This is a genomic window from Litorivivens sp. (assembly GCF_041624475.1).
Taxonomy (GTDB): domain Bacteria; phylum Pseudomonadota; class Gammaproteobacteria; order Pseudomonadales; family Spongiibacteraceae; genus Litorivivens.
Map to the genome: position 1 here is coordinate 64,134 of NZ_JBFJUX010000013.1, position 16,156 is coordinate 80,289.

Annotated in this window: 13 protein-coding genes; 6 read left to right on the forward strand and 7 right to left on the reverse strand. The window is 57.0% G+C overall.

Going from position 1 to position 16,156, the window contains the following annotated elements:
• Positions 1-566 precede the first annotated feature (566 nt).
• Positions 567-2,471 (reverse strand): DUF3604 domain-containing protein, encoded by a 1,905-nt coding sequence (locus ABY734_RS13250; RefSeq protein WP_372779763.1) that lies wholly within the window; start codon positions 2,469-2,471, stop codon positions 567-569.
• A gap of 160 nt (positions 2,472-2,631) precedes the next feature.
• On the opposite strand from ABY734_RS13250, the gene ABY734_RS13255 reads away from it, so the two are divergent.
• Positions 2,632-4,959, forward strand: coding sequence for a TonB-dependent receptor (locus tag ABY734_RS13255; protein ID WP_372779764.1), 2,328 nt, complete (start codon positions 2,632-2,634; stop codon positions 4,957-4,959).
• 6 nt (positions 4,960-4,965) lie between these two features.
• On the opposite strand, the gene ABY734_RS13260 is transcribed toward ABY734_RS13255, so the two are convergent.
• Complete coding sequence (locus ABY734_RS13260) at positions 4,966-6,708, reverse strand: alkyl sulfatase dimerization domain-containing protein (RefSeq protein ID WP_372779765.1); 1,743 nt, start codon at positions 6,706-6,708, stop codon at positions 4,966-4,968.
• 175 nt (positions 6,709-6,883) lie between these two features.
• Here ABY734_RS13260 and zntR point away from each other — a divergent pair, with 175 nt between their 5' ends.
• A complete protein-coding gene (gene zntR, locus ABY734_RS13265) occupies positions 6,884-7,306 on the forward strand; it encodes a Zn(2+)-responsive transcriptional regulator (RefSeq protein ID WP_372779766.1) in 423 nt (140 codons plus the stop codon).
• On the opposite strand, the gene ABY734_RS13270 is transcribed toward zntR, so the two are convergent.
• From ABY734_RS13270 to ABY734_RS13280, 3 genes are all read right to left on the reverse strand, one after another.
• Positions 7,303-7,779 (reverse strand): hypothetical protein, encoded by a 477-nt coding sequence (locus tag ABY734_RS13270; protein WP_372779767.1) that lies wholly within the window; start codon positions 7,777-7,779, stop codon positions 7,303-7,305. The genes zntR and ABY734_RS13270 overlap by 4 nt on opposite strands.
• 103 nt (positions 7,780-7,882) lie before the next feature.
• On the reverse strand, positions 7,883-8,668 hold the full coding sequence (gene cysE, locus ABY734_RS13275) for a serine O-acetyltransferase (RefSeq protein ID WP_372779768.1): 786 nt from the start codon (positions 8,666-8,668) through the stop codon (positions 7,883-7,885).
• Entirely contained in the window at positions 8,665-9,369 is a 705-nt protein-coding gene (locus ABY734_RS13280) for a M15 family metallopeptidase (protein WP_372779769.1), read from the reverse strand. Before ABY734_RS13280 ends, cysE begins: the two co-directional genes overlap by 4 nt.
• 72 nt (positions 9,370-9,441) lie before the next feature.
• Here ABY734_RS13280 and ABY734_RS13285 point away from each other — a divergent pair, with 72 nt between their 5' ends.
• A complete protein-coding gene (locus ABY734_RS13285) occupies positions 9,442-10,530 on the forward strand; it encodes a patatin-like phospholipase family protein (protein WP_372779770.1) in 1,089 nt (362 codons plus the stop codon).
• Positions 10,531-10,548: 18 nt separating this feature from the next.
• Here the strand turns inward: ABY734_RS13285 and ABY734_RS13290 are convergent, their stop codons facing one another.
• Positions 10,549-11,460 (reverse strand): PhzF family phenazine biosynthesis protein, encoded by a 912-nt coding sequence (locus ABY734_RS13290; protein WP_372779771.1) that lies wholly within the window; start codon positions 11,458-11,460, stop codon positions 10,549-10,551.
• A 109-nt stretch (positions 11,461-11,569) separates the two neighbouring features.
• On the opposite strand from ABY734_RS13290, the gene ABY734_RS13295 reads away from it, so the two are divergent.
• Positions 11,570-11,887, forward strand: coding sequence for a Rieske (2Fe-2S) protein (locus ABY734_RS13295; RefSeq protein WP_372779773.1), 318 nt, complete (start codon positions 11,570-11,572; stop codon positions 11,885-11,887).
• Here ABY734_RS13295 and sfsA read toward each other — a convergent pair.
• Positions 11,864-12,586, reverse strand: coding sequence for a DNA/RNA nuclease SfsA (gene sfsA / locus ABY734_RS13300; protein WP_372779774.1), 723 nt, complete (start codon positions 12,584-12,586; stop codon positions 11,864-11,866). The two genes, ABY734_RS13295 and sfsA, sit on opposite strands and share 24 nt — an antisense overlap.
• An 81-nt stretch (positions 12,587-12,667) precedes the next feature.
• Between sfsA and ABY734_RS13305 the strand changes: the two genes are divergently transcribed.
• Together ABY734_RS13305 and ABY734_RS13310 are read left to right on the forward strand one after the other, a co-directional pair.
• The gene (locus ABY734_RS13305) at positions 12,668-13,477 is read left to right on the forward strand and encodes a MipA/OmpV family protein (RefSeq protein WP_372779775.1); all 810 of its coding nucleotides are present in this window, start codon (positions 12,668-12,670) and stop codon (positions 13,475-13,477) included.
• Between the two features lie 5 nt (positions 13,478-13,482).
• Positions 13,483-16,110, forward strand: a complete 2,628-nt coding sequence (locus tag ABY734_RS13310) for an AsmA-like C-terminal region-containing protein (RefSeq protein WP_372779776.1) — start codon at positions 13,483-13,485, stop codon at positions 16,108-16,110.
• The last annotated feature ends 46 nt before the right edge of the window (positions 16,111-16,156 follow it).

Genomic DNA, 16,156 nt, shown 5'->3' on the forward strand with positions numbered 1-16,156 from the left:
TACCGGCAGCGCGTCATCGGTGGTGCCCGTTATGTACGGTGAACGCGGAGCTCTGGCCTGCACCAGTATTTTGAAACGGGTGAACGCGCCTGAAGACAGCGCAAAAAGACAGCGAGTAAACGATTCCACTGAATCAAAGGCATAGACGCCCCCGCTTTATTATTGGTTGTTCGGGACTGCTATGCCCTGACTATAGACCGCATTTTCAGGAATTGGCAAGAAAAATCGAACGATCGTTCGTATTTAAATCAATCGATGAGAATCAGGGAATTGCGTCCGCTCGCAGAAATATCCGGTTGCCCGCGTATGGCAGGAATGGAAGAACGCGAGAAAAAATACTTAAAAACAGATGGTTATGATGCACATCAGCGAGCTATAGGACTAGACTCCCAAGCTGTATCGCTGACTACAGGGAGGACTCCGCTTCAGCATGAAGCGGAGCTTTAAAGGCGCGCAAGGTAAATATTAACGATCGTTCGTGACCAAGCCACCACTAAAACCGGCAAAATCAAACCACTCTCCAGCGCCAGAAACTCCCACCCCAAGGCGTCCGACGTCTGACACCATCAAGGCCTATACCAAAGCGGCGAACTATAAGCCCGCTCCTGTATCACGCTGTCACCGTCCTCAGGCTTATCCAGCCCCAGCGCGATCGCATCCAGCATCAGGTGGCGAGGGGTGGGAATTTCCAGCACCCTTACGTAATAAAACGCCGACTGGGCCGGATTAAAATCCGGGTCTGACCAAAAGGCCGAAAGAAATGCCGCGCCGATGCTGTTGCGGTAGCGCCCGGTTTGCCGATCCACGGTATCGCCCACTGGTGGAAGCTTGCCGACGGCGTCGGGTTCCCGCTCACCCGACCAGGCCACGTTGTAAACCGCTTCCTGCTCCCGCCCGTTTTCATCCAGCCAACCCTTCACAACCTGCAGCCGGTCGAGGTTCGCCGAATGCGGGTCTTTCAGCGCCTGAATTATAAAGCCCGGTGCAGCCTTTCCGGACTCAGCACCGGGCAGTACACCACCCATCGGCACCCCCTTCTGCCGCCAGGTGGCCGGATTTTTCAGATCATCCTCGCTAAAGGCCCAGCCCCCGTAGACCTGCAGGGCAATACGCGGCCCGGACGTGGCGTAGACCTCCCGGCGCTTAAAGGCCGCAAGAATTGCTTCGCGGGTATTCTCTTCGGCCCAGACTGCGGCCATGCCCGATGCCGACATGTTCCAGCCGCTGGCAAAGGTCTTGCGGCCGTCGGCACGGCTCTTGGTTTCCGGGGTGGAGTCTCGTGCCAGCTTGCCGCCGAAGTTGTCCTCGTCTGCAGTGGATAAGCCACTGTGGCTGTCTGTTGAGCCGATCAGACCAAACTGGTAGGGATTGATACCAAGTTGTTGCTCAAGCGCCAGTCCACGTTTTAAGGCAGGGCGGACATAATCGCCTTTATGCGGCTGGTATTCCTGGGGTTCCTGCTGAATATAAAAATTGTAGGTTTCAAAGTCGGCGAATTCGTCATTAGGGGAAAACACCGGATGCGTTTCAGAATCACCTTTTATCTGGGTGATCTCGACGATGGGCTCGTACTGCAGGCGCTTGCGGGCATAGGCTTCGGTAAAAGCTTCGCCGCGCAGGGTCTGCTCAGGGAACATAAAGCCTTTGGAAATATTGGAGTTGTGGGGTATCGACAGAAACTCCGCTCCGGTCGCCTCACTGGTCTCATCCAGCCAGGCCCACAAGTCTTCCGGGTAGGGACTGTCGTCTGAGCCAAAGGGCTGAAACTGCTTGGCGGTTTCACCGCTGGCACTGGTCATCACCACCCGGTGCAGATTGGCACCGCCTGGCAGCGAGCTCCACTCCCAGGCCACAAAGGTGGTAAAGGTGCCCGGTTTGTAATAGTCATCGGCCAGCGACGTCAATGAATCCCAGGTCTTTTTCTCTAGGGCCTGCGAGTTGATGATCGGCTGCGCAATATCATCTTTCAGTGTTTTGGCGGCCTCGCGCGGATCACCCTTTTTCGGCAGCACCTCGATAAAGGCATCAAAACCGCCGTCGCCATTGATCAGGCGTCTTATATAGCGCTCGGTGAACCAGCCTTTTACCCGATCCACAATGCCGGGATCTTCCAACTGCATACCGTTGAAATAAGCCTCGCGTGCTACGCCCAGAAATTCAGCGTGATCGGCAATGGCAATGAAATCCAGCGGCGCGCGGATCTGCATCCGCGCCCGATGGTAGGGGTGAATCACCGGCTCGCCACGGGCAAAGCGGTAGGCCACATCCGGCGTAGCGCTGTGGTTGTCATTCAGAAACGCGTCAAAGGAATAGGCGGTATGTACGTGGGTATCGCCCCACAACAGCATGGGTGCCTGTTGCTCATCCGTCGCGGAGGCCGGCTGCGCCATTCCAAACGCAACCGACACGCCCAGCGTCATTCCCAGAAGCGCGCCCGGAAATCGAAGCTGCGACTTAGCCTGCATTGCCATATTCACTCTCCTTTCTAATTCTTATTTTCTGACTCAATTTTTGTACCACGATAGCTCTCGGCTTGTAGCGCCTCTCTGCTATCAATACTTGCTGCGCCTCAGCTACTGTGAAATGCTAGTTTCCAGCTACGATAAAAACAACAAAGCTAAGGTAACATCGATGATTCAGCGAGTCGCAGGTCGTTTCCCACTGGCAATGCTTAGTTGTCTGGCAGCCAGCACAGCAATCGCCGGGCAGCCCCCTTCCGTAATCGAGGAAGTGATCGTAACGGCCCAGAAACGCGCCGAAAATATCCGCGATGTTCCCATCTCAATCACCGCGCTGAGCGATGATTTTATTAATGATGTGGGCATTACCGATATCGGTGAACTGTCCCAGTTTGCGCCTAATCTGGTTATTAACGCCACTCCCTATACCGGTTTTGTGGCCATGCGCGGTCTGGGCTCGGGCAACAACAAGGGCTTTGAACGCTCGGTTGCACTGGTCATCGACGGGGTTTATTACGGACGGCAGGACTACCTGTTTGAGGCCCTGACCGACGTCAGCCGGGTAGAAGTGTTGCGCGGCCCGCAAGGTACGCTGTTTGGCAAAAACGCCATTGCCGGCGCCCTGAATGTCACCTCGGGCGAACCATCGAGCGAGTTCACCGGCAAGGTCAGCTGGCTCGGGGGAGACTTCAACCGACGCCGCCTTCAGGCAGCCGTAGGCGGACCACTGATAGAAGACAAGGTGCATTTTCGGCTGGCACTGGAAAACGAATATCAGGATGGCGTGATTAAGAATACAAGCGCCGATCTAAACCGCAGCGAGTATCCGCAAGTTGAGGATATCGACGACCACATGCGCAGCCGCGACAACGATATAAAACGCCTCAAACTGCGCTTTCCCTCACTCCTTACCGGGCTCGATGTAACCCTCAGCGCAACCGATGCCAGTGTATTTGGAAACAGCACCGGTACCGAGCTAACGGCGGCCACACCGGAGACATTGGAGGTCTACCGGCGCTACGATCCCAACACCGAGGCCGACAAAACCAACCAGACCTCCTCCCAGAACGCGAACCAGGACACCCTGCGCGAAGGCACCTCCTATTCCCTGCAGGCCGACTATGAACTGGGCGAGTATCTGATAACGGCCATCGCCGGCACCTCAGAGTTCGACAAAGTACATGTACTCGACGCAGATTTCGGTCCCGGCGAGATCGTGATTCTTGCCGGTGACGATAGTTACGAGCAAAACAGTCTGGAACTGAGAGTCGCCTCGCCTCCTGGCGAGCTCGAGTATGTTGCCGGCCTGTATTATTTCGAATCCGACTATCTGGGCACCGGCACCACCGAGCTCGAAACAGCCCAGACCCTGGAGGTCGTCTCTGCCGTGCGCGGCTCACCGACCACCCTCAATGACTTGCTGAACCTCGGCGCCACAGCGCCGCTACCCGCCAGCGATCGATTAAACAATTACCGCTTCTTTGACCAGAAAACGCAGTCCAGCGCAGTGTTTGGTCAGGCGACCTGGAATATAAATGACCAGCTGGCGCTGATCGCCGGCTCGCGCTACTCGGAAGAAACCAAAAACGTGCATGCCATATTGACCCATAACAATTTTGTGGCCGAACGCTTCTTTGCTCAGTTTCTGTTTGAAGAACCCTACAACGAGGTACGCTCGCGCAAGGAGACGGATTTCTCGCCAAAGCTGAGTGTGCGCTATGAACCCACCGAGGACATTACCCTCTACGCCACCTGGGCCAAAGCCTTTAAGGCCGGAGGTTTCAACGAAGCGGCGGTAAGCCGCGACAACCTGGAATTTGAACCCGAAAAAGCGGAAACCTATGAAGCCGGCACCAAAATGCGCCTGCTCAATGGCGCCGCCACACTGAACGTCGGCTTTTTCAGCACGGACTTCGACAACCTGCAGGTGAGTCTGTTTAACGGCACCAATTTCTCAGTAGGCAATGCCGCCTCGGCCCGCTCAAGGGGCGTGGAAATCGAATCCCAGCTCTTGCCCGCACCCTGGCTGGCGCTCAATCTGTCACTGGCCTATCTGGATTCTCGCTACGACAGCTTCCCAGACGCACAATGCATCGCCACCAGCGGTGAAACGGCGTGCGACCTGAGCGGTGAACGCCTGACCCGGGCGCCCGAGTGGGAAGCCACGCTGGTGCAACGCTGGAACCTGAGCCGTCTGATTCCCGGCCTGAGCGACCTGCCCTTTACTCTGGGTCTTGGCCTCGATGCAACCTTCCGCGATCACCAGTTTTTCAGCACCGACCTCGATCCGCTCGATGCCCAGGGCGCAACAACCGAAGTAAACGCCAACGTGCGCCTGTCCGGGCTAGACGACAACTGGTCTGTCACCCTGCTTGGACGTAACGTAACCCGGCGGCTGATTCAGGCCCACGGGCAGGATGTGCCACTGCAGCCCGGAAGCCACTTCGGCACGATGAACCCGCTGGATCGCTACTTCGTCGAGGTTCTTTACCGCTGGTAGGCCGCTTCAATCTTTAAACAGCAACAGAAAGCTGACAAAAGACGGCACATCGCGCAGACCGCGTTCAAACTTGAGATCACCGCTGGCAAGGGCGCCGGGGACGCCGCGCGCCTGCACCAGCACTTCGGTCAGTACCTGGGTTGTGGTTGTTACCTGCAGGGCCTCACCCGGGTATTGCCCTTGCCGCACCTCGGCTACACCCCGGCGCACATGCACAAAATAGCGCTCGCCGGTGTTGGTAAAGTGGAAATTCACGGCCCTGTCAGTATCGATACTTTTTTCCGCATCAAGATTTACTGGCAAGGCAGTGAGCACATCGGAAATCGGCAGAGATTTGGCCAGCGCCAGCTTGTCGCCGCCAATGGCAATGGGCTTGATGTCGTGACCCCCCGCAAGCTCCCCGGCCTGGGTCAGATAATAATGTCGGCCATTGGGGTTCTGGCTGGCGTAGCCCAGCCGGGTAAAGGCCTCGGCCTTGATCGCCCGGGCCTGCGCCTTAACTTCACCGGCATGAAGTAAATAACTGGCCAGCTCAGCCGCCCATTGATAGCGCCCGAACTGCAGTGCAGATTCCGCTTCAGCCAGCACTGCTTCAGCACCTCCGGCCAGGCGCACAAGGGATTCGGCGCGCGCTGTCGGCGACAGGGGTGTCAGGGTTTCGGCCTCACCATTAAACCAGCCCAGATAGCCGTTATAGATATTGCGCACCGACCAGGACACGCGGCCGTAGTGTTCCAGCAACCAGGGGTGGTTTTTCAGGTGTGGCGGAAGCTGCACACTTTCCACCAGCTCGTCCGGCGTCTGCCCCTGATTCATGCCTCGGATAGTCTGATCGTGGACGTACTGAATGGCATCGCGGTAATCGCGCAGCAGAGCCGCCACTTCCGCTTCGCCGCTGACCGGAACCGTATGGCTTGGCACCAGATGCTCAGGCTTAAGATCCCGCATCTTGTCCAGGCTGTAGGCCCACTCCAGCACATCCCGATAGAGCGTGCCGCGAATGGTGTAAAGATTGGGAAAGGCCTGATAGATATTGTCGCCGGGCAGTAGCACGCGCTTCTGTGGCAGCCAGACGAAAAGCTGGTCGTTGGTTTCGCCAGGAGCGTGAATCAGCTCGATATCGATCCCCGCCACGGTAAAGGCCAAGCGGTCGCGAAAGGTGCGATTCGGTCGCAGCAATCCCACGGTGCCACCGCTGTGCCCACCCTGAGCCAGATAGGGACCAATGCCGGCATTGACCACGCCTTCTTCGCCTTCGGGCAACAGCGTGCCAAACATGCGCGTACTGCGGCGCAAAATCGTGGGCTGAATAATATTGGCAAAGCGGTTTATGTAGTAGTTGGTGCTCTCATGGGCATATACCGGCAAATCCGCCGGAGCACCTTCCGGAAAATAGCCCGTGCCACCAAATACATGGTCGGCGTGGTTGTGGGTATAGATCAGCGCCTTGATCGGTTTGCTGGAAATCTCGCGAAAAGCCGCCAGTACCGCGCGCCCGGACTCCACACTTTCTGTCACATCGACAATCACCAGTCCGTCATCCCCCTCCAGCATGATGGAGTTGGCCAGCGCGTAGCCAATGGCCACATAGACCCCGTCGGTCACCTTTTCCACGCGTTTGTTAAAAATCTGTGAATGGGCCGCCAGGGTGGGGTGCACTTTTTGCGACGCCTCATCCGTGATCAGATCTGACGGCTGGGTAGTGCAGGCGGTAACCAGCGATAGCGTAAGCATTAGCAGCAGGCGCATTATGGAATCTCCCCGGGTTTATCTATTGTTATAGGGTAAACAGTATCGCGCGACTTGGTGGCAAAGTCAGTCGCCGTCGCCCTGCGGTTAGTGACGAGGCAAATCATCACACCGCTTGACTCTGAAGTTAGCTACAGGGTTAATAATCCTGCACCGTTTAACTGAGGGTTCTGCCATGAGCTACAAAATCGGCGAGCTAAGCAAGCTGACGGGGTGCAATATCGAAACCCTGCGCTACTACGAACGCGAAGGCCTGTTGCCACCACCGCCGCGAGGCAACAACGGCTACCGCTACTACCCCAAGGATTCTGTGTCGCGGGTTAACTTTATTTTGCATGCGAAGGGGCTGGGTTTTTCACTGACGGACATCGCCGAGCTGCTGTCAATTCAGGTGGACAAACATTCTGCGACCTGCGGCGACGTAAAAGTGATTGCCGAGCACAAGCTGGCAACTATCGCCCAGAAAATCAGAGAGCTGGAAAAGATGTATCAGGCGCTGGAGAAGGTAGCCGCCGCTTGCGACGGCTCGTCTGCGTCTGCCGAGCACTGCTCGATTTTGCAGGCTCTCGCCTCTGACGAGACAGCGTGGGGGCATTAGCCTACACGCGGCATGGCGGATTTAAGCTTTTTGTAGAGCTTGGAATTGCGCTTGATGGCTTTGTGCTTGGCGTAGGCATCGACCGCCTTTTCCCAGGCCCCATCGCGGCCATGGGCATTCAACGAGAAACTGGTGCACACGGTTTTGCGCTCAACCTCGGAGGCAATACCCACCTGAAAAATCGGCGTCAGATTGCCGCTTTTTTCAGTCTTGAGCAGATAGCTGATACCTTTGACGCTGCCGTCTGGGTTAAAGCATCGCTCACCTTTAGCCGCTTCCCGCGCCTTGATTTGCGCCCGCTCAAGCTCCTGATCACGCGCCTGAGCCGCCGCTTCAATCGCTTTCTTTTTGGCTCCGTTGAGGCGCTTGCCGTTCTCTTTCAGAGAGAAATATTCCTGATACAGCTTTCCATCAACCGTGCGCCGTACCCGGTAGCCATAAAAGGCCTGATTATCCAGTAATTTAACGCTCATCTTTCAGCACAAGCCTCCCGCTTTCGCCACAAACAATCCGTGTTAGTTATTACTCACTTTTGACTAACTGTACTCTTATCGAATGATCTTTCAATAGAAATTTTCACATGCCCTGGTCCATGTCTAACGAAGGCACGGAGTGGGCAGGCTTGCCAACAATTTTAGCTGGCACGCCGGCCACCGTAACATGGGGCGGCACGTCGTCGACCACCAGACTGCCGCCGGCAATTTTTGCGCCCTCGCCAATGGTGATATTGCCCAACAACTTCGCACCAACACTGATCAGGACACCATCACCAACCTGCGGGTGCCGCACCTGATGACCGGTTCCCACACCGCCCAGAGTGACGCCGTGCAACAACGATACATTGTCGCCGATGCGAGCCGTTTCACCGATCACTACACCGGTTGCATGGTCAATCATAATGCCTTTGCCAAGCTGGGCCGCCGGATGAATGTCCACATCCAGCGTAGTGGATATCCGGTTTTGTAAAAACAGCGCCAGTGAGCGGCGCTCCTTACGCCACAACCAGTGTGCAAAGCGATAGGCCTGGACTGCCTGAAAGCCCTTGAAAAACAACATCGGCAACACGTAGTGATTGCAGGCCGGATCACGTTCATAGACAGCGTAGATATCGGCCACGACGGCTTCGAGTATGGCAGGCTCATCGGTCAGCGCCGAGGTAAATACTTCACTCAAAGTCATTTCCGGCACGCTGTCACAGCCGAGTCGCGTTGCCAGGTGGAAACTCAGTGCTGAGGCCAGACTGGGATGACTGAGAATGTTGGCGTAGTAATAGCTGGCGAGGGCGGGCTCACGTTCGCTGAACTCCCTGACCTCTTCGCGTATCGTCAACCACAACAGTTCGCTGTCGCGCTCTTCCTTCATCGCCCCACTTCCTGGTTGCACGCCGCTACTGCGGGCGTGATAAAGCGTTGGTAGATTTCCTGCCAGTGCGCCTCAATAACCGGCGCCAGGGCCAGTGTGTCACACTGACGCAACAGCTGCAGCAAGGCCTCCGCCTGTAAACTGCGCTCACACTCAGCAGCAAGCGGCGCATAACTCAGGTGCCAGCGCTCCGGCGCTATCCCACCCTTGTCGATGGCATAGGGGCGAAAGAAACCTTCGCAATCATTGCGGGCTATCTGTTGGTCCAACCACGCGTGCAATGGCGCAAAGGGGCCACCGGGATCCACCTCTTCCGGCGTAAGCTGCACCGCGTAACCCGCAGCCACTGCAGCGGCATCATAAACATCCAGATCGCTTCCCCAATGATGGCGCGAGGCGCCCGGCAAAGCTGACCAGCGCAATATGGCCTGTACCCACTCCCAGTCACTGTGTTGCTCACGCGCGAGTGCTTGCCCCTGCTCATTCAGCACCGGGCGCGTTCCCGAGGCCTTGGCATTCCAGATCGCCAGCTGCCGGTCAAAGGAGCGAAAACAGCTCGCCGGCTGCAGGTCGAATCCGGCTTGCCGGGCGCGCTGCTGCAGGCGCCCAAAGGCCGCAGCCACATCCGGGTGAAGCCGGTGTGGGGGCGTAACATCGACCAGGAACGTGTCATCGTGCCCTGTCACTTGCGTAAACTTCACAATCCGTTTCTCATTAATGACGCTAATGGTGGAAGCCTTCATACTATAGAGATTGAGGGATGGAATTCTGCAATGGCTGAACATAAAAAGCGAATCGCACTGGCACTGGGCAGTGGCAGCGCAAGAGGCATGGCGCACATAGGCGTCATTCAACGACTGGCCGAACGCGGTATTGAGCCCGATATTGTGTGCGGCACCTCGGCAGGGGCTCTCGTCGCCGCCGTGCACGCCTGCGGTAAGCTCGATCACTTTGCTGACTGGGTCAGCGGCCTGACCAACAGCGACATTCTGCACTACATGGATATTCGGCTGCTGGCATCCGGCGGCGTGGCTCAGGGCGGCCGCCTGATCGATTTTTTCAAGAAAAACTACGGAAACCCCAATATAGAAGACTTGCCGCTGCGTTTTACCGCCGTCGCGACTGACCTCTATCGCGGCCGCGAAACCTGGCTGCAGGAAGGCCCGATATGGGATGCCGTGCGCGCCTCCATTGCCATACCCGGCATTCTGGTTCCCGTCGCCCAGGGGAATCACTGGCTGGTGGATGGCGGCCTGGTCAACCCGGTACCGGTATCGGTAGGGCGCGCTCTGGGGGCGGAAATTATTATTGCCGTTAACCTGAACAGCGACCTGCTTAAGCCCCCGAAAAAAATTACCGCGGTAAAAGAAGATGAGCCGGAGCCACAACCACCACTCGAAGACGAGCCAGAAGAGGATGAATTTTCCATGCTCAGCCGCCTCGGTCAGTCGATCAAGGGGGCGGCCAGTAATCTGTGGAGCAGTGGCGACAAAGTACAGGCACCCGGCGCGCTCAACGTTATGCTCAGCGCAATCAACGTCATGCAGGACCGGATAACCCGGAGCCGGATGGCAGGCGAGCCCGCCGACGTAACGCTGTCACCGCGACTGTCGCATGTTGGCTTTCTGGAGTTTTCCCGCGCCAGCGACGCCATCGAAGAAGGGCGTGCGGTGGTGGACCGGCTGTGGCCTGAAATTGAATACGCCCTGCAACTGGCGGACGACGATCATCAGCAGCCGCCGAAGCCGGACGAACCCGAACCGCAACAGCCGATGGATGCGAGCAAGATGGTCAGCGCCACCATGCAGAAAGTTCGTGCGACCCCGAGAGACGCGGACGATCCCTCAGACAAAAAATCCTGAAGTTATGGCAGAGAAAATTCAGGCCACTGCCGGCACTGACATTTTTCCTTCGGCTACAATGACCGCCTCACCACCAACCCGCACCTGCAGGGGGGCCGAACGGCGACTGTCAAACTCGACCTTCAACAGGCTCTGACGCCGTTCGCGCATACCCCGCTCCAGCCACAGGGTATGCGTGCCATCCGCCAGCTTGTCTGCCAGAAAGGCGGCAAAGGCCGGAACCGCGGCCCCGACTGGTGGATCATCGTAGTGCGAATGACCGGGTGCGAGAAGACGCAGGTGAAAATCCGCCTGCACACTCTCCGATTCGGGGCAGCACAGCAGGATATGGTTCACCGGAATCGAGGAGGCGCTACTCTGAGCCCAGGCCTCGCTGCTGAATCGTGCGCGATATACGGCATCCAGCGATCGCAAGGGAACAATCAGATACGGCGTGTCGCAACTGACAAACAGCGCGCTGGCTTTTACCGTTTCAAAATCCTGATCGTTCAAGCCCAGAATAGCGGCCAGTTCATCAGGCGATGGCACATAGCGATCAATCTGAGGCTCGACGGTAAAGCCCACTTGAGTGACAACACCCTCGCCGGAGCGGTTGATCAGCACCGGGATGACCGCACTGCCCTGCACGAAAGTGCAGCGGTTCAGCCCCTCCGTCGAGGCAATAGCGCCACTCTTAGCCAGTGCGAAGGCGGCCGCGACCGTGGTGTGGCTGCCAACCCCGCATTCACCTGCAGGCGAAAACACTTTCAGTTCCGGCGACTTGCGATCACCGGGTGTGTGTACAAACACCGTTTCCGAATGATTGGTCTCCCGCGCCAGCACCTGCATCTGGCCATCGCTGAGGCCATCGGCGCGGGTGAACACCGTAATCTGGGCACCACTGAAGGGCTGTTGCGTAAACACATCAATCACACTATAGGGGTATTGCATTGCCGATTCTCCCTGCGTCGCTTTCATCTGAGCATAGCAGCGCCGGAAAGGCATGCCAGCGATTTTTACAGGCTGCTACAATGCGCACCTGAAAATGTAAGGAGTTGTCATGACCTTTCTATGCCGCTGCGATGATCTGAGCGACCCCGGTAGCCTGGGGGTAGAAGATCACGGTGTATTCGTAGTGAAACGGGACGGACAGTATTTTGCCTATCGCAATAACTGCCCCCACCTGGGAGTCGAGTTGAATTGGCTGGAACACCAGTTTCTGGATTCCGACGACGCGCTGATTCAATGCGCCACCCACGGCGCGCTGTTTGTTATCGAGGATGGCGAATGCGTAGCTGGCCCCTGCCTCGGCGATGCTCTTGAACCCGTCGCTATCTGCGAGCACGATGGCGAGCTACATCTGGTTGATAACGGTTGAAGGCAGCTGCGGCAGAAAGGGCAGTAGCCGCGTTGCTTTTACCCCTTCGGCACTGACATCACAGCCGTAGGCCAGCACTTCCACACCCTGCTGCATTGCCCGCCGCAGGGTTTCGCCATAGCGCGGATCGATGCCATCAGCCGGGCCTACCTTGTCTATGCCGGTATGCATGGCCAGCAGAACCAGTACCCCGCGATCGCCCTGCTCCACCAGGCTGATCAGCTCCTCCAGATGGCGGCTGGCGCGATCACTGACCGCGTCGGGAAAAGCGCCGTAACCCTGCCCCAGCCCAAGGGTCACGCTTTTCACTTCCACCACGCAGCGGCCTGGCCCCGTGAGCACAAAATCGGCCCGCGTACCTTCCGCCACTTTGACCTCTCGCTGAACATGACTGTAACCCTGCAGCTCGGCCAGAGTGCCATCTTCGATGGCCGCTTCAACCACCGCGTTGGCCCGTGCCGAATGCACACAGATCCGCTCGCCGCTGCCGCGTTCAATCAGCTCCCAGGTCATCGGGTATTTACGCTTGGGATTATCGGACAGCGACAGCCAGACACGGGCTCCCTCCTCGATACAACCGGTCATGGCACCGGTGTTGGGGCAGTGAACGGTCACTTCTTCACCACTTTCCAGCACCACGTCGGCCAGAAAGCGTTTATAGCGCCTGGTCAGTCGCGCGCGAATCCAGTTTGCAGACATTTTCGATATAAAGAATATGTTATAAGTTGGCAGCCGAACTCTAACAGGTTCGACGGCCCTCAACGACAGGATAACAATTACGTGAAAAACCGCGTCATCTTCACTTTGACGGGCCTGCTAAGCGCCCTGCCCCTTCAGGCTGAACCCAAGCCACTCTGGGAGTTTGGCTTTGGCACCGTGATGTTGCATCGCCCCGACTACCTGGGCGCTAACGAAGAAAGTTTCTATCTCCTGCCCTTCCCGTCTATTGTCTATCGCGGCGACTTTCTCAAGGCCGATGATGACGGTATTCATGGCCTGTTTTTCAGCAACGAACGACTTGAGCTGGACATCAGTGGTGGCGGCTCGCTGCCGGTTAACAGCGAAGACAACAGCGCGCGCGAAGGGATGGATGATCTTGACCCGGCCTTTGAACTCGGTCCGTCAATCACCTACAAATTTACCCTCGACTCGCCCCACCGGGTAACCGGTGAATTCAAGAGTCGCGCTTTGATTTCCGTGGGCGACAGCGGCATGAATTACGAAGGCTGGGTGCTCAACCCTGAGCTGCGCTGGGAATTCCGTCAAACCGAAGCCCTGCGCTGGGGCGCCAGCCTGGAAGCGCTTTATGGCAGTGATGACTACCACGGTTTTTTCCACAATGTGACACCCGAATTTGCCACCCCGACCCGAGCCGTCTACGAGGCGGAAGCTGGCTACGGCGGTACAGCCCTGGCGGGTTTTGTCCGCTGGCGCTTTCGTAAGGACTGGAACCTCTACACCGCGCTCACCTACTACAATCTGGATAATGTAAGCTTCGACGACGGCCCGCTGTTTCGGCAAAATTACGGAATTTATCTGAGTTTTGCCCTGTCCCGGACACTTTTTAAATCCCAAACCTTGGTACCCTGACAAGCATGAAGGTTATTCGCGCAATTCTGGTGGTGCTCAGCAGCCTGTTTCTGGTGCTGTTCACACTTTCTGCACTGATTCTGATTCAACCCAACTGGTTCAAAAAGCCGATCAACCGGCTGGTAGCGGAGGTCAGCGGCTTTGACCTGACGTTTGAACGCCTTAGTACCACGCTGCAGCCAGGCCAATTGAACGCGGCCGGATTAAAACTCGCCTATCAGGGCGAAACACTACTGACGGCCAAGCAGGTAACGTTGACCGTTTCCGACTGGCCCAGCCTTTCTTCACCCTTCTTTACACTCAACCTGAAGGCGCCTGCCTTCTATTACACTCTGGACGACAACGGCCGCAGTAACTGGCCGCAAAGCCAGTCACCCGAGCCACCGCCCAGCGAGCCCAAGCCCCTGTTGCTGCCAAAAGATTTCGCCTTCTACGCTTTGGTGATTGAAAACGGGGAAGCGAAAATCCGTCTGCCCGGCCAGAATCGCGACATTCAGGTCAGCAATCTCAATCTGGAGCGCATTGCACCGGAGAGGGCCCGGCTGACCTTGCAAACCACCATCGACCAACAAACCTTCAATGTAAATGGCGAATTTGCACTGGAGTCTGAACACCAGCTCGCCTTCGATCTCGGCCTGAATCACCCACAGCTGGAAACCCTGTTGCAGGCAACCCTTAGCACCCGCCCAGCATTTGATGGCAGCCGCGGCAAACTCAAACTCAGTCTGGAAAACACTTCTTTTCTGGAAGCCCTGCTTGGCATCAAGATTCCGCAATTACCCAAAACCACCCTGCAGGCCGATTTCGCCATTGGCGAACACTACCAGCTCGACAATGTCGCCCTGCAACTGGGAGAACAGCGTCTGAACGGGGCGGCCACTTACTCCCCTGTCGAAAAACACCTGACCGCCCGTCTGAATTCACCGGCGCTGGATATCGATGCCATTCAGGCCCTGTTTCAGGATTCAGAGGCTGTTGCAACAGGCGCTGAAGAAGTCGAACAGGCGGTAACCGAGCCGACCAGCAACAAAGAAGCCGCGATCGATTGGAGCGCTCTGAGTGAACTGGCGCTGGATCTTGAACTAAAGGTCGCCTCTCTGAAGGCACAGGGGCTGAACGCTGAAACTCTGGAAAGCCACATTGTGCTGCGCAATGACGGCGACACCCCCAAGATCGCGCTGGCACTGAGCAGCGGACCGATGCGCTTTGAGCAGCGGCAACTTGACGCGCTCTCGGTCAATGCCGAACTGCACCCGCTATCGTTACAGACGGAGGGTGCCGACGCGGATATCACCCTGTCAGCAAAACTTAACAACACCATTTCGCTGAATACCAAGGGCAAGGCCAACCTGAACGGCTTGAGCGGGCAGGCTCTGCAGCTCAACATCGACAGCGCTAACTCTGCCGAGCTCTGGAAAATCGCCGGCCTGCCTTACCGGGAAGCGGGTGCTTTGGCGATCAAAGGCACCTTTGATAGCGACGGTAATACCGTAACGCCGGACCTAGCGATTGCCTTGGGTGAACAACAGATCGATATTGAGGCCAGCTATACCGACGGCAAGCGCCCGCGTCTGAACCTGATCGCTAATGGCCGCAATCTCGACACACGGTTTATGGAAGCCGACACCGACGACGAAAAACCACCACAAACGGAAAAGGCTGCTGACAAGAATGCACCGCTATTTTCCCGCGACCCCATCGATACCGCGCTCCTTCAAAACATGGATGCGGATATCTCACTCGATATCAAAAAACTGCGTACCGGCGTAAACCAGATCGATGAGATCGCCATAATTGCCCAATTGAAAGACGGCCGCCTGACCACACGCAACAGCCGCGTGGCCCTGCCGGACAGCAGTCTTGATATCAGCCTGGACGGCCGTTTCACCGAGCAGACCAGCAAAATCAGAACCGAATTTCTGCTCGACAGCAAGAATATCGGCGGTCTCGGCCTGGAGAAAGCCGCCCAGATCCGCAACGGGCGCGGCAAAGTGGACGTAAAACTGAGTACCGAGGGTCGCAGCCCCCACGAGCTGGCCGGCGCGTTGAACGGCAGTATCGATATCAAAGCCCAAGACATGATCATGGACAACAACAAGGTCAACCTGATTGGCTCAGATATTTTCAGCGAGCTGTTCGACAAGCTGAACCCCTTTGCCAAATCCGACCCGACCACACAGCTGGAGTGCGTTGCTCTCTACTTTGATGTAGACAATGGCCTGATGATTGGCGATCGCACCCTGCATGTTGAAACCAGCAAGATGAAAATCATCGGCAAGGGCGAAATCAACCTGGGCAAAGAGCGTCTGTCGATGAACTTCACCCCGATTGCCCGCAAGGGTCTGGGGGTTAACTTCAGTCAAGTCGTCAAACTGGTCAAACTGTACGGCCCGATTCAGTCGCCCCGCATCGGCGTGGATGCCGGCGGCTTGCTGACCTCGGCCCTGTCAACCAGCGCCGCCATGGCAACCGGCGGCGCCTCACTGATCGCCCAGAACCTGCTGGAGCGCGCCGCCAACTCCGGCAGCGCCTGCGATCCGAATAAAAAACTGGAGCTGGAATTGCCAGAACCGGTAGCAGAAGAAGTCGACACTGAGGGCGAACCCGCAGCAGCGCAGCAGCCGGGCAACTGATGCCCAATTGCTTTTTTCGCCCGATCGCGCACAATGCGGTAGCCCT